Source organism: uncultured Jatrophihabitans sp. (assembly GCF_964246335.1).
Lineage (GTDB): Bacteria > Actinomycetota > Actinomycetes > Mycobacteriales > Jatrophihabitantaceae > Jatrophihabitans.
Window position 1 is genome coordinate 25,823 of sequence record NZ_CAXTQF010000024.1, and the last position, 21,903, is coordinate 47,725.

The 21,903-nt window shown below is 70.3% G+C and carries 26 protein-coding genes and 1 pseudogene; 13 read left to right on the top strand and 14 right to left on the bottom strand.

The features are described 5' to 3' along the window. The 3 genes and pseudogenes from ACFFCN_RS09120 to ACFFCN_RS09130 all read left to right on the top strand — a co-directional run. Positions 1 to 284, top strand: a pseudogene (locus ACFFCN_RS09120) (hypothetical protein); the annotation flags it as partial. A 59-nt stretch (positions 285 to 343) separates the two neighbouring features. Further along, complete coding sequence (locus ACFFCN_RS09125; protein WP_375490882.1) at positions 344 to 904, top strand: ArsR/SmtB family transcription factor; 561 nt, start codon at positions 344 to 346, stop codon at positions 902 to 904. 198 nt (positions 905 to 1,102) lie between these two features. Next, positions 1,103 to 1,945 (top strand): HAD family acid phosphatase, encoded by an 843-nt coding sequence (locus ACFFCN_RS09130; RefSeq protein ID WP_375490884.1) that lies wholly within the window; start codon positions 1,103 to 1,105, stop codon positions 1,943 to 1,945. Between the two features lie 82 nt (positions 1,946 to 2,027). Here the strand turns inward: ACFFCN_RS09130 and ACFFCN_RS09135 are convergent, their stop codons facing one another. Genes ACFFCN_RS09135 through ACFFCN_RS09155 form a run of 5 tightly spaced genes read right to left on the bottom strand, consistent with a single transcriptional unit; the run spans position 2,028 to position 9,267 of the window. Next, positions 2,028 to 3,221, bottom strand: a complete 1,194-nt coding sequence (locus ACFFCN_RS09135) for a sensor histidine kinase (protein ID WP_375490886.1) — start codon at positions 3,219 to 3,221, stop codon at positions 2,028 to 2,030. Next, complete coding sequence (locus ACFFCN_RS09140) at positions 3,218 to 3,916, bottom strand: response regulator transcription factor (protein ID WP_375490888.1); 699 nt, start codon at positions 3,914 to 3,916, stop codon at positions 3,218 to 3,220. The genes ACFFCN_RS09135 and ACFFCN_RS09140 overlap by 4 nt, the downstream gene beginning before the upstream one ends. Positions 3,917 to 3,949: 33 nt before the next feature. Then, the gene (dxs, locus tag ACFFCN_RS09145; RefSeq protein WP_375490890.1) at positions 3,950 to 5,896 is read right to left on the bottom strand and encodes a 1-deoxy-D-xylulose-5-phosphate synthase; all 1,947 of its coding nucleotides are present in this window, start codon (positions 5,894 to 5,896) and stop codon (positions 3,950 to 3,952) included. Positions 5,897 to 5,906: 10 nt separating this feature from the next. Next, the gene (locus tag ACFFCN_RS09150; RefSeq protein ID WP_375490892.1) at positions 5,907 to 7,226 is read right to left on the bottom strand and encodes a class I SAM-dependent RNA methyltransferase; all 1,320 of its coding nucleotides are present in this window, start codon (positions 7,224 to 7,226) and stop codon (positions 5,907 to 5,909) included. After that, positions 7,219 to 9,267 carry an APC family permease gene (locus ACFFCN_RS09155; protein WP_375490894.1) on the bottom strand — a complete coding sequence of 683 codons (2,049 nt, stop codon included), beginning with the start codon at positions 9,265 to 9,267 and terminating at the stop codon, positions 7,219 to 7,221. The genes ACFFCN_RS09150 and ACFFCN_RS09155 overlap by 8 nt, the downstream gene beginning before the upstream one ends. Before the next feature lie 70 nt (positions 9,268 to 9,337). Here ACFFCN_RS09155 and ACFFCN_RS09160 point away from each other — a divergent pair, with 70 nt between their 5' ends. Continuing rightward, on the top strand, positions 9,338 to 10,006 hold the full coding sequence (locus ACFFCN_RS09160) for a potassium channel family protein (protein WP_375490896.1): 669 nt from the start codon (positions 9,338 to 9,340) through the stop codon (positions 10,004 to 10,006). Then, positions 10,003 to 10,662, top strand: coding sequence for a potassium channel family protein (locus ACFFCN_RS09165; protein WP_375490898.1), 660 nt, complete (start codon positions 10,003 to 10,005; stop codon positions 10,660 to 10,662). Before ACFFCN_RS09160 ends, ACFFCN_RS09165 begins: the two co-directional genes overlap by 4 nt. Before the next feature lie 10 nt (positions 10,663 to 10,672). On the opposite strand, the gene ACFFCN_RS09170 is transcribed toward ACFFCN_RS09165, so the two are convergent. From ACFFCN_RS09170 to dut, 4 genes are read right to left on the bottom strand one after another with little or no spacing between them, the layout of a single operon-like run. Beyond that, positions 10,673 to 11,338, bottom strand: a complete 666-nt coding sequence (locus ACFFCN_RS09170; protein WP_375490899.1) for a DUF3159 domain-containing protein — start codon at positions 11,336 to 11,338, stop codon at positions 10,673 to 10,675. Continuing rightward, a complete protein-coding gene (locus ACFFCN_RS09175; RefSeq protein ID WP_375490900.1) occupies positions 11,335 to 11,700 on the bottom strand; it encodes an OB-fold nucleic acid binding domain-containing protein in 366 nt (121 codons plus the stop codon). The genes ACFFCN_RS09170 and ACFFCN_RS09175 overlap by 4 nt, the downstream gene beginning before the upstream one ends. Positions 11,701 to 11,742: 42 nt before the next feature. Continuing rightward, complete coding sequence (locus tag ACFFCN_RS09180) at positions 11,743 to 12,384, bottom strand: DUF3710 domain-containing protein (RefSeq protein ID WP_375490902.1); 642 nt, start codon at positions 12,382 to 12,384, stop codon at positions 11,743 to 11,745. Continuing rightward, positions 12,384 to 12,926 (bottom strand): dUTP diphosphatase, encoded by a 543-nt coding sequence (gene dut, locus ACFFCN_RS09185; RefSeq protein ID WP_375490904.1) that lies wholly within the window; start codon positions 12,924 to 12,926, stop codon positions 12,384 to 12,386. Before dut ends, ACFFCN_RS09180 begins: the two co-directional genes overlap by 1 nt. A gap of 25 nt (positions 12,927 to 12,951) precedes the next feature. Between dut and ACFFCN_RS09190 the strand changes: the two genes are divergently transcribed. Together ACFFCN_RS09190 and ACFFCN_RS09195 are read left to right on the top strand one after the other, a co-directional pair. Then, positions 12,952 to 13,422 carry a DUF3093 domain-containing protein gene (locus tag ACFFCN_RS09190; protein WP_375490906.1) on the top strand — a complete coding sequence of 157 codons (471 nt, stop codon included), beginning with the start codon at positions 12,952 to 12,954 and terminating at the stop codon, positions 13,420 to 13,422. A 34-nt stretch (positions 13,423 to 13,456) separates the two neighbouring features. Further along, positions 13,457 to 14,230 carry an SDR family oxidoreductase gene (locus tag ACFFCN_RS09195; protein ID WP_375490907.1) on the top strand — a complete coding sequence of 258 codons (774 nt, stop codon included), beginning with the start codon at positions 13,457 to 13,459 and terminating at the stop codon, positions 14,228 to 14,230. Here ACFFCN_RS09195 and ACFFCN_RS09200 read toward each other — a convergent pair. After that, complete coding sequence (locus tag ACFFCN_RS09200; protein ID WP_375490909.1) at positions 14,227 to 14,535, bottom strand: DUF4193 domain-containing protein; 309 nt, start codon at positions 14,533 to 14,535, stop codon at positions 14,227 to 14,229. The genes ACFFCN_RS09195 and ACFFCN_RS09200 overlap by 4 nt on opposite strands. Positions 14,536 to 14,822: 287 nt before the next feature. On the opposite strand from ACFFCN_RS09200, the gene ACFFCN_RS09205 reads away from it, so the two are divergent. Then, positions 14,823 to 15,353, top strand: coding sequence for a LytR C-terminal domain-containing protein (locus ACFFCN_RS09205; protein WP_375490911.1), 531 nt, complete (start codon positions 14,823 to 14,825; stop codon positions 15,351 to 15,353). Here ACFFCN_RS09205 and ACFFCN_RS09210 read toward each other — a convergent pair. After that, a complete protein-coding gene (locus tag ACFFCN_RS09210) occupies positions 15,298 to 16,164 on the bottom strand; it encodes an inositol monophosphatase family protein (protein WP_375490913.1) in 867 nt (288 codons plus the stop codon). The two genes, ACFFCN_RS09205 and ACFFCN_RS09210, sit on opposite strands and share 56 nt — an antisense overlap. A 92-nt stretch (positions 16,165 to 16,256) precedes the next feature. Between ACFFCN_RS09210 and ppgK the strand changes: the two genes are divergently transcribed. Together ppgK and ACFFCN_RS09220 are read left to right on the top strand one after the other, a co-directional pair. Further along, on the top strand, positions 16,257 to 17,027 hold the full coding sequence (ppgK, locus tag ACFFCN_RS09215) for a polyphosphate--glucose phosphotransferase (RefSeq protein WP_375490915.1): 771 nt from the start codon (positions 16,257 to 16,259) through the stop codon (positions 17,025 to 17,027). Positions 17,028 to 17,249: 222 nt separating this feature from the next. Beyond that, positions 17,250 to 18,626, top strand: coding sequence for an RNA polymerase sigma factor (locus ACFFCN_RS09220; RefSeq protein ID WP_375490917.1), 1,377 nt, complete (start codon positions 17,250 to 17,252; stop codon positions 18,624 to 18,626). A gap of 177 nt (positions 18,627 to 18,803) precedes the next feature. Here ACFFCN_RS09220 and ACFFCN_RS09225 read toward each other — a convergent pair whose 3' ends face one another. Next, positions 18,804 to 19,082, bottom strand: a complete 279-nt coding sequence (locus tag ACFFCN_RS09225; protein WP_375490919.1) for a hypothetical protein — start codon at positions 19,080 to 19,082, stop codon at positions 18,804 to 18,806. Positions 19,083 to 19,239: 157 nt separating this feature from the next. Here ACFFCN_RS09225 and ACFFCN_RS09230 point away from each other — a divergent pair, with 157 nt between their 5' ends. Both ACFFCN_RS09230 and ACFFCN_RS09235 read left to right on the top strand, forming a co-directional pair. Beyond that, the gene (locus ACFFCN_RS09230) at positions 19,240 to 19,479 is read left to right on the top strand and encodes a hypothetical protein (RefSeq protein ID WP_375490921.1); all 240 of its coding nucleotides are present in this window, start codon (positions 19,240 to 19,242) and stop codon (positions 19,477 to 19,479) included. Continuing rightward, the gene (locus ACFFCN_RS09235; protein WP_375490923.1) at positions 19,476 to 19,850 is read left to right on the top strand and encodes a hypothetical protein; all 375 of its coding nucleotides are present in this window, start codon (positions 19,476 to 19,478) and stop codon (positions 19,848 to 19,850) included. The genes ACFFCN_RS09230 and ACFFCN_RS09235 overlap by 4 nt, the downstream gene beginning before the upstream one ends. A 26-nt stretch (positions 19,851 to 19,876) precedes the next feature. Here the strand turns inward: ACFFCN_RS09235 and ACFFCN_RS09240 are convergent, their stop codons facing one another. Next, positions 19,877 to 20,620: a potassium channel family protein gene (locus ACFFCN_RS09240; protein ID WP_375490925.1), complete on the bottom strand. Its 744-nt coding sequence runs from the start codon at positions 20,618 to 20,620 to the stop codon at positions 19,877 to 19,879. 52 nt (positions 20,621 to 20,672) lie between these two features. On the opposite strand from ACFFCN_RS09240, the gene ACFFCN_RS09245 reads away from it, so the two are divergent. Beyond that, positions 20,673 to 21,197: a hypothetical protein gene (locus ACFFCN_RS09245; protein ID WP_375490927.1), complete on the top strand. Its 525-nt coding sequence runs from the start codon at positions 20,673 to 20,675 to the stop codon at positions 21,195 to 21,197. Positions 21,198 to 21,268: 71 nt separating this feature from the next. Here ACFFCN_RS09245 and ACFFCN_RS09250 read toward each other — a convergent pair whose 3' ends face one another. Beyond that, positions 21,269 to 21,496: a hypothetical protein gene (locus tag ACFFCN_RS09250; RefSeq protein WP_375490929.1), complete on the bottom strand. Its 228-nt coding sequence runs from the start codon at positions 21,494 to 21,496 to the stop codon at positions 21,269 to 21,271. Positions 21,497 to 21,903: the final 407 nt, after the last annotated feature.

Sequence of the window (21,903 nt, forward strand, 5' to 3'; positions counted from 1 at the left end):
ACCGATGCGCCGCTCGATGCCGGCGCATCCCCTGGCTCGCTGCCGCGCGTGCCGCCGTCGCGCAGGTCGCCGAGCAGCACACCGTGCTGGCGCAGAACCTGCTCGCGTCCGACGTCGTGCGCCGACTGTCCTGGCAGCCACCGGACGTCAGCGGGCCCGGCCGGGCGGGAGCGGTGGCCGACCGGCTGGCCGACCTCGGCGCACGCCGGTGGCAGATCGAGCTGACCGCCGCTGCGCTGGCCGCGGCGCTCGACGACGCCGCGAACGCGAACAGCGCAACCTGACCGTCGGTCGCACAACGGGTCGGTTTCGCAACGAGTGCGCAGTCCCTATGGTCAACCTCATGACCGAGCATGACAACGGACTTGACGTGATCTTCAGCGCACTGGCCCACCCGTTGCGCCGCGACATCCTGACCCAGCTCGCGACCGGCGAGTTGTCGGTCAGCGAACTCGCCGCGCCGATGCCCGTGTCGCTCGCGGCCGCCTCGAAGCACGTGCAGGTGCTGGAGCGGGCGGGCCTCATCGAACGCACCGTGCTCGGCCGTCGGCACCAGTTCCGGTTGCGCCGCGAGCAACTGGTCACGGCGAACGGCTGGCTCGGCAACCACACGGTCGAGGTCACGGAGATCGAGATATCGGCGCCGGACGTCGCAGACGTCGCAGACGTCGCAGACGTCGCAGACGTCGCCTCCGTCGAGACGTCAGCCGACGCCGCGCCGCCCGTCAAGGCCGGCAAGAACAAGAAGAGCAACGACAAAGCGGCGAGGAAGAGCAACGACAAGAAGGCTGCCGCGGCCGGCGCACGAAAGGCCATCAAGTCGGCGAAGAGGTCCACGAAGGACAAGAAGTCGAACGACAAACAGGCCAAGGGCAAGAAGACGACGAAGAAGCTCAAGCGCTGACGAAGACGCCGGTGCCGACCGCAACTCCCACCCAGCCGCCGCAGCCCAACCTCGCCTTCCCACCCGAGATGGTCGTTAATCGAGGCCGGCGAGCGACCATCCCGGGTGGGAAGACGGGCGCAGCCGGGGGTTGGCGCGACCGCGACGGTGCGCAAGGGTGTGGTGCAGTCCGTCCGCATTCGCCCGAGAGGCACCGCTATGAACCGAAACGTCCCGACGGTGCGCCGCCCGCGCGCCACGCTGACCGCTCTCCTCGCCGTCCTGGCGACGCTCGCCGCGCTGGCGCTGCTCGTCCCGGGCTCGGCGCAGGCGAATCACGGACGTGGCGGCCGCGCCGTCCCGCCGCCGCCGGCCAACCCGACGCGCGCCGACCAGATCCAAAACATCGACCAGGTCAAGACCGCGATCAAGGCCTACTACGGCGACACGGTGTCCGGCACGAACCCGGACGGCACTCCGCAGCACCTGCCGTCGCCGACCAGCGCATACGCCGCGGAAATGCACGGCATCGAGGCGAACGCCCAGCACTACCTCGCTCAGCGGGCGCGGCACCAGCACGCCAAGGGCACCAAGGCGATCCTGCTCGACGTCGACGACACGTCGTTGAACACCTACAACTACGAGATCTTCAGCAACTTCGTCTACAACCCGGCCTCGAACGCCACCTTCGTCAATGGCGAGGCCTTCCCTGCCGTGTTCGGCATGCCCGACCTCGTCGCGAAGGCGCAGGCCAAGGGATACAAGATCTTCTTCCTGACCGGACGGCCGGAGACGCAGCGCGCGGCCACCGACGGCAACCTCACCAAGGTCGGCTACCCCGTGGTGGACAGCCAGGTCTACCTCAAGGACCAGACGAAGCCGTGGCTGGCGTCGTGCGCGCCGTCCTGCACGACGATCCAGTACAAGTCGCTGACGCGCCGCTACATCGAGTCGCAGGGCTACGACATCGTCGCGAACTTCGGCGACCAGTACAGCGACCTGTCTGGCGGCTACGCCGACAAGGACTACAAGTTGCCGAACCCGATGTACTACCTGCCCTGACAGTCGCGCTTCCCACCTGAGATGGTCGCGCAGACGACGAGCCGAACGACCATCTCGGGTGGGAAGGCGTGGGAGATGAGCGTCAGGCGATCGCCTGGGCGTGCTCCTCGCCGGCGAGCGCGGCCTCCGCGACGTGGTCGCGCGGCAGCTCGACGCGCACGGTCAGGCCGCCGAACGGCGGCGCCGCGGCCTGCAGCTTGCCCTTGTGCGCGTCGACGATCAGCCGCACGATGGCCAGCCCCAGGCCGGCGCCGCGGGTCGCGGTGCGCAGCCGGCCACCGCGGCGGAACGGTTCGAACAATGCGTTGACGTCGCCGTTGATCACGGTGCCGCCGTTGGCGACGTGCACCCACACCTTGTCGTCGGTGTGCCCGGTGGTGACCCGCAGCCAGCCGCCCGGCACGTTGTGCCGGATCGCGTTCTCGACCAGGTTGCCGATCAGGCGCTCGAGCAGGCGCGGATCGCCGAGGGTCGCCGCGGACTCGTTCTCGGTCTCGATCCGCACGCCTTTCTCCTCGGCCTCGGCCGTCACCGCGTGCACCGCCCCGGGCACCAGCCAGGCGAGATCGACGGGCTCGGTGACCTCGAGCTCGCCGCCGCCCACGGCCTGCAGCCGGGCGAGCGTCAGCAGCGACGTCACCAGTCGCTGTGCGCGTTCGGTCGCGGACGCGACGACGTCACCCATGCGGCGCAGCTCGTCCGGATCGGCGTCCGGATCGCTGAGCGTGACCTCGAGCTCGGTGCGGATCACCGAGAGCGGCGTGCGCAGCTCATGGCTCGCGTTCGCGACGAACAATCGTTGACTGTCGAACGCGGCGTCGAGGCGGGCGAGCATGGCGTCGAAGGTGTCCGCGAGCTCGCGCAGCTCGTCGTCCGGGCCGCCGAGGTTGATGCGTTGGTCCAGCGTCTCGGTGGACAGCGCCCGCGCCGTCTGGGTCAGTTTGGCGATCGGGCGCAGCGCCTGCTTGGCCAGCAGATAACCACCGGTCGTGCCGATGATCACGATGATGCCGAAGTAGAGCAGTCCGGTGGACAGCAGGTAATTCGTCGCGTTGGACCTGGCCTGCGTCGCCTGCTGCTGTGGGTTCACCACCTGCTGTACGCCGTTCGGCATGGTCACGGTGACCGTGTTGTGGCTGTTGTACAGCGGCAGCCGCCCGATTGCTCGGTCGAGCAGGATGACGCAGGTGAACAGCAACGAGACGCCGACGAGCAGCACCAATCCGCCGTAGAGCAACGCCATGCGCACGCGCAGCGTCGGGCGGAAGAACCTCACGAACCTGTCCCGGCTCCCTCACTGCCGCCGAGCAGGCCCGGGTCGATCCGGTATCCGGAGCCGACCACGGTGTCGATGATGGCCGGCTCCCCCAGCTTGCGCCGCAACGTCATCATCGTCACTCGGACGGTGGTGGTGAACGGATCGGCGTTCTCGTCCCACACGCGGTCGAGCAGCTCCTCACTGCTCACCACGGCACCCTGTGCCATGAGCAGGGTCTCGAGAACACCGAACTCCTTGCGCGTGAGATCGACGAGCTCGCCGTGGCGGGTGACGGTGCGTTTCGCCGAGTCGAGCTCGATGTCTCCTGCGTTCAATACCGGCGGCGCTGCCGGAGTGGTGCGCCGGCCCAGCGCGCGGACCCGCGCCACGAGCTCGGCAAAGGCGAACGGCTTGGCGAGGTAGTCGTCGGCACCGATCGCCAGACCGGTGACCTTGTCCTCGACGGTGCCGCTCGCGGTCAGCATCATCACGCGGGTCAGCACCCCCTCATCGGTGAGCCGGCGACAGATCTCGTCGCCGGACATGCCAGGCAGGTCACGGTCGAGCACTACGACGTCATAACGAGTGAGGGCGGCCTTTCGATACCCTTCGTCGCCGTCCGTGGCGACATCGACGGCCATGCCCTCCCGGCGCAGGCCCCGAGCCACTGCCTCGGCGAGCTGCACTTCGTCCTCGACCACGAGGATGCGCATCCTCAGCCTCCCCGTCTCGTCATGTGCCCTGCCCTATGTTGCGTCGGTGCTGCCGCTGGTGCCGGCAGGCTCGTCCGCGGGCTCGGCCGCGGACCGGGACAACACCGTGGCGGCCCACTCGACGATCCGCCGCGCGATGTCCTGCACGCTCAGTCCAGCGGCGGCTCGCACGCTCGCGATGCTGCCGTGTTCGAGGAACCGTACCGGTATGCCGATGTCTCGTGCGGGAACATCGCACTCCGCCTCGCGAAGTGTCTGCGAAATTCTCGCCCCGACTCCCCCGCGCACGACGCCGTCCTCCACGGTGACGACCAGCGATGCGGCCCGGGCGAGCTCCACCACAGCCGGGTCGACGGGGTTCACCCAGCGCGGCGCGACGACGCGGACGGAGTAGCCGGCCCGGCCGATGCCTTCCGCGGCCTGCAGCACCTCGGCGGCCAGGGCCCCGACCGCGACGACCAGCACATCGACGGGCGCATCGACGGCTGGTTCGGCAAGCACGTCGTAGTGCCCCAGCCGGCGAAGTGCGGGCACCGAGTCACCGACGGGCATCTTCGGGAATCGCAGCACCGTCGGGCCGTCGGCGACACCCACAGCCTCGTTGAGCAGCTCGCGCAGCGATTCCTCGTCACGCGGCACCGCCATGCGCAGGCCGGGGACGACGCCGAGCAACGCGAGGTCCCACATGCCGTTGTGGCTGGGGCCGTCCTGCCCGGTGATGCCGGCGCGGTCGAGGACGATCGTGACCGGCAGCCGGTGCAGCGCGACGTCCATCAGCAGCTGGTCGAACGCCCGGTTCAGGAATGTGGCGTACAGCGACACGACGGGATGCATGCCGGCCGACGCCAGCCCCGCCGCCGATGTCATGGCGTGCTGCTCGGCGATACCGACGTCGTAGAACCGCTCCGGGAAGCGCTGCGCGAACTCCCCCATGCCGACCGGGTCGCACATCGCGGCGGTGATCGCGACGACGTCGTCGCGGCGCTCGCCGATGCGCACGAGCTCCTCACCGTAGGCCTTGGTCCAGCTGCGTCCGGTGGTCGGTTTGACCCGGCCGGTCACCGGATCGACCGGACGCCACTGGTGCAACTGGTCGGCCTCGTCGTTCTCCGCCGGGGCGTAGCCGTAACCCTTGCGGGTCACGCAGTGCACGATCACCGGCGCGTCGAAGCCGCGGGCCTTGGCGAACGCGGTCTCCATCGCGGCGACATCGTGACCGTCGACCGGTCCGACGTACTTGAGGCCGAGATCCTCGAACATGCCCTGCGGCGCCAGCATGTCCTTGATGCCGCGCTTGACGCCGTGCAGCGCGTCGTAGATCGGCTGGCCGACCACCGGAGTGCGCTCGAGCATCTCGCGGATCTGGCCCAGGGTGCGTTCGTAGCCGGGCTTGAGGCGCAGCGTGGCGAGCTGCTCGGCGAAGCCGCCGACGGTCGGCGAGTACGACCGGCCGTTGTCGTTGACGACGACGATCACCGGGCGGCCGGCCGCGGCGATGTTGTTCAGCGCCTCCCAGCACATGCCGCCGGTCAGCGCGCCGTCGCCGACCACGGCGACGACGGTGCGCCGCTCGCCGCGCACCGCGTAGGCCTTGGCGATGCCGTCGGCATAGGACAGGGCCGTCGAGGCGTGCGAGTTCTCGATCCAGTCGTGCTCGCTCTCAGCGCGACTGGGATAGCCGGACAGTCCGCCGTCCTGGCGCATCGTGGGCATCTGCTCCGCCCGGCCGGTCAGGATCTTGTGCACGTACGCCTGGTGCCCGACGTCGAACAGGATCGGTTCGCGCGGCGAGTCGAAGACGCGATGCAGCGCGATGGTCAGCTCGACGACGCCGAGGTTCGGGCCCAGGTGCCCCTGACCGGTGCGCGTCGCGGTGTCGATGAGCAGGTCACGGATCTCGGTCGCCAGGGCTGCGAGGTCGGCGGATCCCAGATCGCGCAGATCCGCGGGCGTCTCGACCTGGCTCAGGACGCGTGTCACGCGGTTGATGCTACGACGCGAGGTCTGCGGTGTCCGACGACTCGGCCGCCGCGCCCCCCGGGCGCAGCAGGGCCAGGCACTCGACGTGCGCCGTCATCGGGAAGGCGTCGAAGGCGCGCAACGCGGTCAGGTTCCAGCCGGCCTCGCGGGCCGCGGCGACGTCGCGCGCCAGGGTGCCCGCGTCACACGACAGGTAGGCCATTGCCCGCGGGCGCAGGGCGGCGAGCGCGGCCATCACGTGCGGGCCGGCACCGGTGCGTGGCGGGTCGAGCACCACGAGGTCGACGCCGTCGCCGGCGCCGAGCTCGGCCACAGCCGCCGCGCTCACCTTGCCCTGCCGCACGGTGGCCTGGGGCAGGTCGGCCAGGTTCGCGGCCGCGTCCTCGACCGCGCCGGGGTCCAGCTCGACGCCGGTGACCAGTCCGCCCGCGCCGACGGCCTCGGCGAGGGCGGCGGTCAGCGCGCCGGCGCCGGCGTAGAGCTCGAGCACCTTTGCCCCGGCCAGCGGGCCGGCGGTGGCCAATGCGTCGATCACCGCGTGCGTGTAGATCGCCGCCGCGGCGGGATGCACCTGCCAGAACCCGGCAGCCGACACCTCGAACCGGCGGCTGCCGACGTCGTGGCGCACCCGCAACGGGCCGGCGTGCACCGCGACCCGGTCCGGCGCCCGGCGCCCGTGGGCGCGCCTGCCGCGATGCCGCTTCGGGACGGCCGGCCGGTGTGTCAGCTCGGTGAGGGCGCCGTCGTCGCCACGGACCACCTCGACGCCGTTGCACCCCGGCCACGACCCGGCGAGTACGGGTGAATCGCCGACTCCCGCGACCCCGAGCAGGCAGGCGTCGACGTGCTCGACGTCGTGCGAGGCGTGCCGGCGCAGCCCGGGCCGGCCGTCGGCGTCGACCGCATAGGCGACGCGGGTGCGCCAGCCCAGCAGCCCGCCGGGCAGCGGTTCGACCTCACGCAGCAGGTCGCCGAGGTCGATGCCGCCGAGGCGGGCGAACTGGTCGCGGATCACCGCGGCCTTGAATCGGCGCTGCGCGTCGGCCGTGGCGTGCTGCCAGTCGCAGCCGCCGCACCGGCCGGGCCCCGCGTACGGGCACGGCGGGCGCACTCGGTCCGCAGAGGCGTGCAGGATCTCCACGGCGTCCGCGCGCAGGAACGACGCCCGCCGGTCCTCGGTCACCACCGCCCGCACCCGCTCACCGGGTAGCGCGTGGCGGACGAAGACGACGCGACCGCCGTGCCGGGCGACGCACGAGCCGCCCTGCGCGACCGCCCCGACGTCGAGCTCCAGCACGGTGCCGACGAGCGGTGCGCCCGGCTCAGACACGGGGCAGTCGTGCCTCTTCGACGACGTGCACGGGTGACGCCTCGGACTTCGGGATGTGCGGGCCGTCGAGGGGTACGGGCTGGTCGGTGACGCCGGTCGTCGAGTCCAGTTGCCACGGCACGCTGGTGACCATCACCCCCGGCTCGAACAGCAGCCGCCCCTTGAGCCGAAGCGCGGACTGGTTGTGCAGCAGCTGCTCCCACCAGCGGCCGACCACGTACTCCGGGATGAAGACGTTGACGATGTCGCGCGGCCGGTCGACGCGCAGTTCCTTCAGATAGTCGAGGATGGGTCGGGTCACCTCGCGGTACGGCGACTCGAGCACGGTCAGCTGCACCGGCAGGTCGTGTCGGTCCCACTCGGCCTGCAGCGAGCGGGTGTCCTCGTCGTTGACGCTGACGGTCAGCGCCGTCAACGTGTCGGGCCGCGTGGCGCGGGCGTAGGCGAGCGCACGCAGCGTGGGCTTGTGCACCTTGGACACCAGCACGACGACGTGGTTGCGCGCCGGCAGCACCAGTCCGGTGTCCTCGGTGGCGAGCTCGCGGGCCACTCGTCCGTAGTGCTTGTTGATGCCGCGCATGATCGCGTAGAGGATCGGCATGGCGATCAACACCAGGTACGCGCCCTTGGTGAACTTCGTGACGACGACGATCACCAGGACCACGCCGGCGAGGCTCGCACCGAACGCGTTGATCATGCGGGAGCGGCGGATGCGTCCGCGCTCACGGGAGTCCCGCTCGCCGCGGATCACGCGGTTCCAGTGCCGCACCATCCCGCTCTGCCCGAGCGTGAACGACGTGAACACACCGATGATGTAGAGCTGGATCAGTCGCGTCACGTTCGCGTCGTAGATCCAGATCAGCACGCCGGCGACGATCGCGAGCATCACCACGCCGTTGCTGTACGCGAGCCGGTCGCCGCGGTTGTTCAGCTGCGCGGGCAGGTTCCGGTCGCGGGCGAGGATGGAGCCGAGCAACGGGAAACCGTTGAACGCGGTGTTCGCGGCGAGGACCAGGATCAGCGCCGTCGTGGCCTGCACGAAGAAGAACCCGACCGAGTGCGGGCCGCCGAACACGGCGCTCGCGACCTGCGCGATCACCGTGCGCTGCTCGCGGGAATGACACACACTCTTGGCTAGATTGGTGAATCCGCAGCTGTTGGTCGTCGGGTCGGTGATGTGCACCTTGCTGATCAGCGCGAGCGCGGTGAGCCCGACGAACATCGTGACGGCGATCACGCCCATCGCCACCAGCGTCTTCTGCGCGTTGCGGTCCTTCGGCGGCTTGAACGCCGGCACCCCGTTGGCGATGGCCTCGACACCGGTCAGCGCGGTGCAGCCCGACGAGAACGCGCGCAGCGTGAAGAACGTCAGGGCCAGCACACTCAACGAGCCGTATCCGTGCTGCGCCGCCACGTGGTACTTCGCGCTCTCGGACACCGGCGCGTCGCCGACGATGGTCCGGAACAATCCGGTGCCGATCATGATGAACACGCCGGCGGCGAACAAGTACGTGGGCGCCGCGAACGCGGTGCCCGCCTCGCGCAACCCGCGCAGGTTGACCGCCGCGAGCAGCACGATGAAACACAGCGCCATCAGCACGCGGTAGTTATGCAGCGACGGCGCGGCGGAGATGATGTTGTCGACGCCGGAGGACACCGAGACGGCGACCGTCATCACGTAGTCGACGAGTAACGCCGACGCCACGACCACACCTGCGGACCGGCCGATGTTCTTGGACGCGACCTCGTAGTCACCGCCGCCGGTCGGGTACGCGCGCACCAGCTGGCGGTACGACAGCACGACTGCCGTCATGAGGACGACAACGGCACCGGCGACCCACGGCGCGAGGTAGAGGAACGCGGTGCCGCCCAGCGTCAGCACCAGCAGGATCTCCTGCGTGGCGTACGCGACACTCGAGAGCGCGTCGCTGGCGAAGATCGGCAGCGCGAGACGCTTGTTGAGCACCGCCTCGGACGCGGTGGCGGAACTCATCGGCCGGCCGATGATCAGCCGCTTGAGCACTCGCGTGTACACGCCCACGAAGCGTGAGGATACGGCGGCTCGGAGAGCCTGCGTGCAGGCGCGGTCGGCGCCGTGCCAAGCTCGCACCGTGCACATCGTCATCATGGGGTGCGGGCGCGTCGGCGCGGCGCTCGCCCTGCAGCTCGCGACGACCGACAACACGCTGGCCGTCATCGACCAGCAGCCGCTCGCGTTCCGCCGCCTGGGGGACGATTTCACCGGCCGGAAGGTCGCGGGCGTGGGCTTCGACCGTGACACGCTCGTCGAAGCCGGGATCGAGGAGGCCGCAGCGTTCGCCGCGGTCAGCAGCGGCGACAACTCCAACATCATCGCGGCGCGCGTCGCCCGCGAGACGTTCGGTGTGCGCCGCGTGGTCGCCCGCATCTACGACCCGAAGCGCGCCGAGGTGTACGAGCGGCTCGGCATTCCCACCGTGGCGACCGTGCCGTGGACGTCGTCGCGGCTGCTCAAGGCCGTGCTCGGCGAGACGACGGCCGAGGCCTGGCGCGACCCGTCCGGCGAGGTCGCGGTCATCGCGGTCGTGCCGAACGAGGGCTGGGTCGGCCGGCCGCTGGCGGACTTCGAGAGCGCCAGCGGCACCCGCGCCGCCATCGTCACGCGCTTCGGCAAGGGCCAGCTCGCCACCTCGGGCACACTCATCCAGTCCGGCGACGTGCTGCACGTGCTGAGCGTCGACGACCAGCGCCCGGCGCTGCGCGAAACGGCGCAGAACCCGCCCACCGGAGGTCACGCGTGAGAGTCGCCATCGCCGGTGCCGGCGCGGTCGGTCGGTCCATCGCCCGCGAGCTGGTCAGCAAGAACCACGAGGTGCTGCTGATCGACAAGGACCCGGCCAAGGTAGACCCGGACCGCATCCGCGGCGCCCGCTGGCTGCTGGGCGATGCCTGCGAGGTCGCGAACCTGGAGGCCGCGCAGCTTGCCGACTGCGACGTCGTCGTCGGCGCGACCGGCGACGACAAGGTCAACCTCGTGCTCTCACTGCTCGCCAAGACCGAGTACGCGGTGCGTCGGGTGGTCGCACGGATCAATCACCCTGCGAACGAGTGGCTGTTCACCGAGTCGTGGGGGGTCGACACGGCTGTGTCCACCCCGCGGGTGCTCGCCGCGCTCGTGGAGGAGGCGGTGGAGGTCGGTGACGTCGTCCGGCTGTTCGGCATCCGGGAGGGTCAGGCGAACCTGCTCGAGATGACGCTGCCCGACGACGCGCGCTGCGTGGGCCGGGCCGTGCGCGACCTCGAGTTGCCCAAGGACGCGTCACTCGTCGCGATCGTGCGCGGCCGGCGGGTGATCACCCCGTCGCCGGAGGAGCCGCTGGAGGCCGGCGACGAGCTGCTGTTCATCGCCCTGCCGGACAGCGAGGACGCGCTGCGGCAGTCGATCATGACGTCCTGACCGCGGCAGCTCAGTCGGCGGCCGGCTGCAACCGGTGCCGGGCACGGCGGATGACCAGGAAGCTGACGCCCGCGGCGAGCACGAACAACGGGTAGCCCATCGCGATGCGGGCGAACGCCAGCCAGCCGGTGCTGTTCTCCCCGTACAGGGCCAGCTGCACGATGCCGCGCGCGAGGAAGACGACGGTCGCCGCGAGCGTCGCCCACGAGTAGGCGACAAGCAGCGGCCGACGCCGGTGCCAGCGCGGCGCGTCGTCGCCACGGCGGTCCGGCGTCGGGTCCAGGAACTCCCACAACACGCCGACGAGCGGTCGGCGCACGACCAACGACACCGCGAACGGCACCGCATAGGCAAAGCTCGTCCAGATGCCGAGCAGGAAGTAACCGCGCGCCTGGCCGGTGCGCGCAGCGATGAATGCGCCGACGGCGACACCGAGCAGCCCGGACAATGCCTGCTGCACCGACTGCTTGCGCAGGAAGCGGTAGGCCGTGAGCACCAACGCGCTCGCCACGGCCGCGATCACCGCAGGGCGCAGACCGGCGGTGACGTTGACGATGACGAACACCGTCGTCGGGATCGCGGTGATCAGCGCACCGGTCCAGCCGCCGATGCCGTCGATCAGCTGCCGGCGGTAGTTCTCGCGCATCGACTCGGCGCGCGACGGCGGCTCGGTCATGCCTTGTGCGAGACCAACTCGTACCACGGGTTGTAGATGGCCAACCGGCCGTCGTGCAGTCCGACGCGCCCGCGCGCCGCGATCTTGCGCCCGGGCTCGATCCCGGCGATGCGCCGCCGGCCGAGCCAGACGAGCGTGAGGGTGTCCGAGCCGTCGAACAGCTCCGCCTCGAGCGTGGGCACGTTCTCGTTGGGCGTGTAGACGACCGAGCGCAGCCGGCCGACGACCTCGACGTCCTTGCCGTGGCGCACGTCGGCCATCCGCGCGCAGCACCGCTCCTCGACGTCGTCCTGCAGGTCGACGGCGTCGAGGCGCTGCGCGCTGGCGGTCAGCCGCTGCAGCAGGGACGGACGGTTGCCCATGAGCACAGAGTAAGGCCTACCGACGCGATTGCGCCGGTCGGCTCAGGCCTGTGGGGCGTCGGGCAGTTCGATGCCCTCGGGCAGCTTCAGCGGCACCGGGTCGCGCGCAGGCAGCGGATCCGCGCCGCGTACGACGATCACTCCGCGCAACGCACGCTCGAGCAGCTGCGCGTGCGCGGCGTCGCGGGCCACCGCCCCGGCGAACATCGCGCGCAGGAACCAGCGCGGACCGTCCACGCCGACGAAGCGGACCGGGATCGTTTCGCGGCCGCCCTCGGCCGGGATGGCGCCGTGCAGCTCGGTGCCGAAGGCGCCGTCCTGCTCGCTTGCCGACGAGCGGCGCTGTTCGTTCAGTGACTGCGCAATCTCCGCCCGGACCTCGTCCCAGATGCCCTCGTTACGAGGCGCCGCAAACACGCCGAGCTGCATGGTGCCGTCCTCGGTCGCGAGGGTCGCGGACACCACCTGACGGTTCTCGTCGACGTCGACGCGCACGTCGAACCCCTCGTACACCGGCACTCGCAGGGCGCCGAGATCGACGCGCTCCACGTCGTCGTCGGGCGCGTCGCGTTCGTCGAACGGCCCTTCGGTGACAACCGGTGTCTCGCGCACACGGGTCTCCCACGGCGGGGTGGCGTCGATCTTGCCCTGCTCGCTGCGCCTCTGCCTGCGTCTGCCCGGCACTACCGAGCACCTCCTTGCGTGGGGGCGACTCCGGTCGCCGAGTCGGTGGCGTTTGCGAGCGCGCCCGCTCCGCCGGTCGACCCGTGCCCGCCGGAGCCGCGTTCGGACTCGGGCAGCGCATCGACCTCGACGAAGCACGCCCGTTCGACCCGCTGCACCACAAGCTGTGCTACCCGCTCGCCACGCCGCAACGTCAGCTCCTGCGCCGAATCGTGGTTGATGACGATCAGCTTGATCTCGCCGCGGTACCCGGCGTCGATAGTGCCCGGGGCGTTGACCAGCCCCAGTCCTGCTCGGGCTGCCAGCCCGGAACGCGGGTGAACGAATGCCGCGTACCCCTCGGGCAGGGCGACGGACAGACCCGTCGGCAGCACTGCGCGCTCGCCGGGTGCGAGCACGACGTCGTGCGCGGCCACGATGTCCGCGCCGGCGTCCCCGGGCAGTGCATACGTCGGCAACGGCAGCGACGCATCGCTGCGCCGGACGAGGATGCGAACGCCCGGTGCGGCACCGTCATCGGCGCTCGCCGGTCCGATCGTCACGGGCGCTGAGGCTACCCTCGACGCCGTGAGCGCCGGCACCGACAGCCCCCACGGCGCCGTCTATCGCGAGACGCTGCGCACCCCCTGGTGGTGGTACGTCGTCGCGCTCGCGGTCGCCGCCCTGCTGGCAGCCGAGTTCCATATTCCCGGCGTGCGCCTCACCGACTGGATCCCGTGGTGCTCGATGCCGCCGCTCGCGCTGATCATCGTCTGGTGGCTCGGGCGCAGCCATCTCGAGGTGCGCGATCACGAGCTGCGCGTCCGCGGCGCGCATCTGCCGCTCGGCTACGTGACCGGTGAGATCGCGCTCGACCAGCAGACCCTGCGGCGCATCGTCGGCCGTGAGGGTGACCCGGCCGCGTTCGTCTCGGTGCGACCGTGGATCGGGCCCGGCGTGCAACTGTGGATCGACGACGAGGAGGACCCCACGCCCTACTGGCTGGTGAGCTCGCGGCATCCGGACCGGCTGGTCGCGGCGGTGCGTTCGGCGCGCTGACGGGTGCGCCGGGACGCCACGCTAGATTCCGGGCATGGCGCAAACGCAGCACGGCTCACGCTTCGACGGTCAGGTCGCTCTCATCACCGGCGCCAGCCGCGGCATCGGGCTCGGGGTGGCGGCCCGACTGGTCGCCGAGGGCGCGCGTGTGGTGATCACGGCCCGGAAGCCGGAGGGTCTGGAGGCTGCGCTGCGCGAGCTGGACGCCGGCGACTCGGTGATCTCGGTGGCCGGGCGCGCCGACGACGCCGATCACCAGCGCGCAGCGGTCGACACCGCGGTGCGCGAGTTCGGCGGACTGGACGTGCTGGTCAACAACACCGGCATCAACCCGGCGTACGGACCGATCGTCGACATCGAGGACGCCGCCGCCCGCAAGATCATGGACGTGAACGTGTTGTCCGCGCTGGCGTGGACGCGGCACGCGCTGGCGGCCGGGCTGGGTCGGGAGCGGCCGGGCGCCGTGATCAACATGGCGTCGGTGGCGGGCATCTCGCCCGCGCCGGGGATCGCTTACTACGGCGTCAGCAAGGCCGCCCTCATCGGGCTGACGGTTCAACTGGCCGCGGAACTCGCGCCGCAGGTGCGGGTCAATGCCATCGCTCCTGCAGTGATCAAGACCAAGTTCGCCGAGGCGCTCTACGCCGGGGACGAGGAGGGCGTGGCCGGCGGCTACCCGTTGAAGCGGCTGGGCGTGCCCGAGGACATCGCCGCAGCCGCCGCCTTCCTGGCTTCGGCTGACGCCGCCTGGATCACCGGCCAGACGCTGGTGGTGGACGGCGGCGCCGGCCTCAGGGCATCGCTCTAGGCGCAGTCGCGGCAGATGGGCTGGCCCTTGCGTTCGCGGGCGAGCCGGCTGCGGTGGTGCACCAGGAAACAGGACGCACAGGTGAATTCGTCGCTCTGCTTCGGCAGCACGCGCACAGTCAATTCCTCACCGGACACACCGGACAGGTCTGCACCGGGCAGTTCGAGCGATTCGGCCAATTCGGTCTCGTCGACGTCGATCGATCCGGACTGCGCCTCGGCCCGGCGCGCCTTCAGTTCCTCGATCGAGTCCTCGTTCATCTCCTCGACGTCACCACGGCGGGGGGCGTCGTAATCTGTAGCCATCTGCTGTCACTCCTCTGTGGCGTTGCCACGGTCTTTCTCGTCGTTTTCGAGCCAACCGGTCCGCGCTGCGGTGCCAACGTCCGCCGATCAAGTTTTGTGCCCGCTCGCACGGCCGGTCTTTGCCGTGTCGTCCGGGGTGGCGGCGGAACGGTACCGCGTGAACCTTTCGCGCTAACGACAGGGATCGGCGTGTCATTCCCGATGTGCGGACTACTCTCTTGCTCCGCTGGCGCTGGTAGCCCGACAGGAGGTCGCCGCTGATGCCGAGCACGGTTCAACGACGTCCGTTGCCGGCTCTGCTGTCGTTGGTCGCACTGCTGCTGCTCACCGCTCTGGTGTGGTGGCGGGTGCTCAACCGCAGCAGCGGCGACACGACGCATCCGTCCGCGAAGAGCGCCTGCCCGTCCGCGTCCGCATCGGCGACCCCGGCCGCGCGCGTGCTGCCTGCCCCGGCATCGGTGACCGTCCAGATCCTGAACTCGACCACCAGGCACGGCATCGCCGGCGGTGCCCGCACCGCGCTGGTCACCGACGGCTTCAAGGCCCCGGCCCAGGCCGGCAACGACACGCACTATCTGAACAAGATCAAGACGACGGCGCAGCTGCGTTTCGGGCCGGCAGGCCGCCAGGGCGCCACGCTGCTCGGCTACTACCTTCCCGGATCCACCCCCGTGCAGACGACGAGCAAGAACGCCACCGTCGTGGTCTCGCTCGGCAAGGCGTACCGCGGGGTGGCGAGCAACGCCGCGGTCACTGCCGCACTCAAGAAGGCGGGTCTGTCGACGGTGACGCCGGCCCGGCCGACGGCGAGCTGCTGACCCGGTCCGCGGCGAGCGCCTCGAGCACACCGAAAAGCTCCGGCGCGAGGTCGGCGGGCGCGGCCGCGTACATGCGCGATCCCGGTGCCGCGCCGCGCAGCCCGCTGGTCACGCAGCCGGCCCGGCGCGCGATCAGGCCGCCGGCCGCGTAGTCCCACGGATTGAGGCCGACCTCGAAGTACCCGTCGAGACGCCCGGCGGCGACGAAGCACAGGTCCAGCGCCGCCGACCCGAGCCGGCGTAGATCACCGACGCGCGGCAGCAGCGGCGCCGCGACGCGCATCTGACGCTCGCGCATCGCCGGGTCGTAGGCGAAGCCGGTGCCGATCACCGCTCGCGCCAGCGGCACCGAGCGGCGCGCACCCAGCTGCGCGCCGTCGAGTCGCGCCGGTCCGCTGCGGCTGGCCTGGAACAGCTCACCGGACGCCGGATTGCACACCGCGCCGGCGGCCACGTCGCCGTCGACCTCGACAGCGACCGACACGGCGTACAGCGGCAGGCCGAGCACGAAGTTGACGGTGCCGTCGATGGGGTCGAGCACCCATCGCACACCGGACGTGCCGTCGTGCGAAGCGCCCTCCTCGGCGAGCACTGCGTCCGCGGGACGCAGTCGGGTCAGCTGCTCGAGCAGCCACGCTTCGCTGCGCCGGTCGACATCGGTGACGAGGTCGGTGGCGGTGCTCTTCGAGTCCACCGTGATGCCGTCCTGACCGGCGCGGGCGTCGGCGACGAGGCGCGCTGCTCCGGTCGCGAGTTCGACGCACATCGCCTCGAGTTCGGCGTCCGACGGGATCGGGGTCTGCGGGTTCACGTCCACCCCTACATCGCAGCACGTCGGCGCCGCGGTGCGGGATAAGGTCTCGTCCAGCCGGCGTCTGCATCCGGTGGGAACGAGGAGCAAGGATGGTTTCGAAGGAGACCCCCGGTCGGGCTTTCGGCGTGGACATCGGCGGGACCGGGATCAAGGGCGCGGTCGTGGACACCACCGACGGCTCGTTGGTCACCGAACGCAAACGCATCGCCACCCCGCACCCGGCGACCCCGGAGGCCGTCGCCGAAGTGGTCGCGACGCTCGTCTCCGACGCCGGGTGGACCGGCGAGATCGGCGCCACGTTCCCGGCCGTGATCAAGCACGGCATCGCCCGGTCGGCGGCGAATGTCGCCCCCGCGTGGGTGGGCAACGACGTCGACAAGACGTTCAGCGCCGCCGTCGGGTCCGGCAGTGAGGTCGTGGTCCTCAACGACGCCGACGCCGCCGGCCTCGCCGAAGCGCGGTTCGGCGCGGCGAAGGACGTTCCGGGCGTCGTCCTCATGCTGACGTTCGGCACCGGCATCGGCAGCGCACTGCTGATGAACGGCGTGCTCGTGCCCAACACCGAACTCGGCCATCTCGAACTCGACGGGCACGACGCCGAGCGGCGCGCCGCGGCGTCGGTACGCGACGAGCACGGCATGTCCTACCGCAAGTGGGCGCAACGCGTGAACCACTACATGCAGCACGTCGAGCGGCTGTTCACTCCGGACCTGTTCGTGGTCGGGGGCGGGGTCAGCAAGGCCTCGGAGAAGTGGGTGCCGTTGCTCGAGCTGAACACGAAGGTGGTGCCCGCGCAGTTGCTGAACGAGGCCGGCATCGTCGGCGCGGCGATGGCGGCCGTCGAGGCTCTCGGCGAGTGAGCCCGGGGTGACTCCCCCGCCGCGCACACCCAGCGCGACCGCACGTGCGGTGGCGAACCGCGCACGCCGCAGTACACTGCATGCTCAGGGAACTGCGCACGATCTGGGCTCGCATCTGAGCGGAAAACAGACTGCCTGAGACCCCACCGGCCAGCTGCACCCGTCGAGGTGCGGACGCAGCGTTCGCCCTTCGTCGAACGCTTACGTGGTGAAAGGTCTTTTGTGGCTTCGAGCAAGCGAACCCCTGTCGGAACCGTCGACGACGACGCAGCCGATCCCGCTGCGCGCGGTGTGTCCGCGGCCGGCACGAGTCGGCGCTCGGCGACGGCGACGGTCGACCCGCCCGCGAAGACGGCGACCCGCACCCCGGCCAAGGCCGCCAAGGCACCGGCGAAGAACGCACCGGCCAAGACAGCCGCGAAGACGGCCCGCAAGAGCGCGGCCAAGACTGCCGCCGCCAAGACCACCACGGCAGACGCCGACACCGCCGAGAACGCGGTGCCGGGCGAGGCCGCCCTGGCCGACGGCGCAGCGATCGCCGTCCCGGCCGACGGCAGCCCGGTGCCCGACGTCGCAGCCGACGGCGACGCGAAGGGCGACGAGGAGTCCGAGTTCAGCTGGGACGAGGAAGAAGAGTCCGAGGCGCTGCGCCAGGCGCGCAAGGACGCCGAGATGACCGCCTCGGCCGACTCGGTGCGCGCCTACCTCAAGCAGATCGGCAAGGTCGCCCTGCTCAACGCCGAGGAGGAGGTCGATCTCGCCAAGCGGATCGAGGCGGGGCTGTACTCCGCGGAGCGCCTGCGCCAGGCCGAAGAGGTCAGCGAGAAGCTGGCGCTGCAGATGCGCCGCGACCTGCGCTGGATCGTGCGCGACGGCGAGCGTGCCAAGAACCATCTGCTCGAGGCCAACCTGCGCCTCGTCGTGTCGTTGGCCAAGCGCTACACCGGCCGCGGCATGGCGTTCCTGGACCTCATCCAGGAGGGCAACCTCGGGCTGATCCGCGCGGTCGAGAAGTTCGACTACACCAAGGGTTACAAGTTCTCGACCTACGCCACCTGGTGGATCCGGCAGGCGATCACCCGCGCGATGGCCGACCAGGCCCGCACGATCCGCATCCCGGTGCACATGGTCGAGGTCATCAACAAGCTCGGCCGCATCCAGCGTGAGCTGCTCCAGGACCTCGGCCGCGAGCCGACGCCCGAAGAGCTCGCGAAGGAAATGGACATCACGCCGGACAAGGTGCTAGAGATCCAGCAGTACGCGCGCGAGCCGATCTCTCTCGACCAGACGATCGGCGACGAGGGTGACAGCCAACTCGGTGACTTCATCGAGGACTCCGAGGCCGTCGTCGCCGTGGACGCGGTGTCGTTCACGCTGCTGCAGGACCAACTCCAGTCCGTGCTGCAGACGCTGTCCGAGCGCGAGGCCGGCGTCGTCAAGCTCCGGTTCGGGCTCACCGACGGCCAGCCGCGCACCCTCGACGAGATCGGCCAGGTCTACGGCGTCACGCGCGAGCGGATCCGCCAGATCGAGTCGAAGACGATGTCCAAGCTGCGCCACCCGTCCCGTTCCCAGGTCTTGCGCGACTACCTCGACTGACGTCGCGCGTCGAACGCTCAGGACTGTTGCGTCGCTGCCGATGGGTGGGGGCGAGGAACTCGTCGAGACGCGGCAGGCCAGCCACCCCTCAACCCCTGGTCCCGTGGCCGCGGCTCCACGCAGCCCCTCCCCGTACTCGGCCGCTGATCCCGGCTCGTCCATGGTCCGCATGCAGCCCTAGGCGCGGTCGTCGCCGGCCGACCAGGACGGCTTGATCCATTCGCCCACGAGGTTGGCGCAGATCAGCGCTCGGTTGACCGGATCCCACAGCAGCACACCCGCAGCCTGGGTCAGTGCGACCAGCGCCGTCATCTCGTCGGCCGGCACCGGCAACGACGTGCGCTCCCCGTCCTCGGTGACGACCAGGACGTCGAAGCCGGCGTCGCCGCTGCTGCCGGGTGACCAATTGGCGTTGACGTACCGGACTCGTTGCGTCTCGTTGCTCGCACCTGCCATTCCCCGAGCCTGACGGGTGGGTCCGACATGCGTCGCATCACCGCCGACCGGACACGTCGGCGGTGCCCCCGACGCCGACGTGTCAGCCGCGGTTCGAGTGCGGGTACCGAACAAGTGCCCTGCCGGCACCCACATCCCCCGACCGAAGGACACGCCAATGACCAACACCGCAGACACCGGCGACCGCAATGTCAAGGCGCATGAAAGCACCAGCTTCGCCGACCTCGGTAAGGAGATGTGGGCCTACCTGACGGGTAAGGGCGCCGCGATCAACTACGAGTTCGTCGACATGACCGTCGAGGTCCCGCGCGAGACCGGCGCGGACTCCCCCCGCGCGACGTGGAAGCTGAACGGCTCGCTGCGCATCACGACGGCAGAGGGCGCTTCCCGGCAATGACCGCTCGCCCCGGCCAGTTGACGGTCGAGGCGGATCTGCGTCTGCAGGTGGACGGCGCCGAGGCACAGATCCGCGGGCACGGTCAGCGGATCGACGTGGTCGTCGACCATCCTGTGCAGCTGTTCGCCTCTGCGGCGTCGCTGGGCAGGACCGCGGGCCTGCATCCTGGGCGCACCGGCCCGAGGCAGCTTGCCGACGCCGGCCTGACCCTCGCCGTCTCGAGTCGTTCGGGCGAGCTGCTCCGGATCGGCGCGGACGCGGGTCGCCTGCACGTGCGCATCGGCGGCTACGTCGTGCTGCGTGCGGTGGTGGTCGTGTCCGGAACAGCAGCCTGGTTCGTCGTGGGCCGGCGGCGTCGCCGCACCCGCTGACCTCACGCGCACAGCGAGGTGCGGGCTCAGACCAGCCCGTGCTCCTCGAGCCGCTTGGTCAGGTGCGCGAGCTGTTCGGTGAGTTCGTGCACGTCGCGCCGGGTTGCGGCCTGCGCAGCCTCGTCGCTGGCGCGCACCCGGTCGACCAGCCAGGTCGCGAACGACCCCGTGACGACACCGATGAGCGCCACCCCGCCGATCATCAGTCCGACGGCCACCCACCGTCCCTCGGCGGTGACCGGGAAGTGGTCGCCGTAACCGACCGTCGACACCGTCGTCGCCGCCCACCACAGGGCGTCGCCGAAGCCCTCGATGTTCGCCCCGGCCTTGCCGCGCTCGGCGTCGAGCACGGCCAGCGCCGCGCAGAAGATGAGGATGGCCGTGGCGCCCCCGACGTAGAGCGCGACCCGGCCGCGCAGCGAGTTCGTGGCCCGACGGTTGAGGACGCGCAGGAACAGCACGAGCCGCAGCAGCCGCAACGGCCGCAGGACCGGCAGGACCACCACCGCCAGATCGGGCAGGTGGCGGAAGAAGTACCGCGGTCGTTGCGTAGCGAGCACGAGCCGCATCGCGTAGTCGACGGCGAACACGACCCAGGTGGCGTAGTCGGCGATGTGGCATGCGTGATGCCAGCCCGACGTGATGTGCGGATCCAGGATCGGCCACGCGTACGCGACGAGGAACACGACTGCGACGCCGACCAGCGGCCACTCCGTGCCATGCTCCCACCGCTCAACGGTCAGGGCCGGCCGCGTCTCCTGTTGTGCCATGGGGAGCACCGTAGAGCCGCAGCAGTCGCGCTGGGGAGTTAGCGTGCTCCTCATGCCTGACGAACGTGATCGAACGCACGCGGACAAGCGGCACGACGACGACAGTTCGCTGCTCGACGTGTGGCACTCGCTGTCCGACCCGCGGCAGGCCGCGTTCCTCGCGTGGCTCGCGTTCCTCGTCACGTGGGCGGTCACCCGGCTCATCACGATCCACGGCAAGGACAGCGGCAAGGGCGCGGCGATCAGCATCGCCGGACACCACGTGCACCACTACCTCTTCGGGCTGATCCTGCTCGGAATCACCAGTGCGATCGCCATCTTCGGCAAGCCGCATCGCGGCTGGGAGTGGCTGGGCATCGGCTACGGCATCGCCCTCGCGCTCATCCTCGACGAGTACGCGCTGCTGCTGAACCTCAACGACGTGTACTGGAAGCAACAGGGCCAGTTGAGTGTCGACGTGGTGCTGGCGTTCCTCGCCCTCGGCGCCGCCTATCTCACCGGCATGACCTGGATCCACGAAAGTCTGCGCCGGGCGCGCCGCCGGGCATTTCGCCGTCCGCGGCGACGAGCCGCCTGACCGGCCCGGGAAATGCGAAGACCCCGCCCGGTTCGGGCGGGGTCTTTCGCGAGTTCGCTGCGCGCTGCTGCTCAGCGCTCCTCTGCTGCCGCGGTGGCCGGCACTGCGGCGAGCCGGTCGGACTCGTCGTGGATCGACACGGCGATCTCGCGCAGGCGCGATTCGTTCTCGCGGAAGTGGTGGGCGCAGAGCAGAAGGTCGAAGCCGGACTCCATGGTTGCGCGGACGTAAGCCTGCGCACCGCACCGGTCGCACCGGTCGGTGGCGGTGATCGGACTCGCGGCGACTGTTGTGGTCACGTCAACACCTTCTCTCGTTCGTGTGGCGACGGCTCGCGTCGCTGCACGTTCTATTGTCCCGCATCCAGATAACCATCTGGTGACCGGACACGGTGGCGACACCCTGAGGCGAAACGAACTCGCAACACCTCTTACATCGTCATCGGAGTCAACGAGTTGATACCCCGGCGCGATTCCCGGTATCGATTCGCGTGAGATCGTCGTCACCCCCGCGCACCAATCGCGGCAGTTGTCCCCTAATTTCCGCCGCCGAGCAGCTCCATCAGGTGGTCCCGCCGCCGCCCGAGCACGTCCAGATCCGCCGCCGCCGATGCCGGACCGGGCACCGCACGACGCAGCTGAGCGTGGATCTGACCGTGGGGTGCGCCGGTCCGCGCCGAGTACACAGCCACCAGACGGTTCAGCTC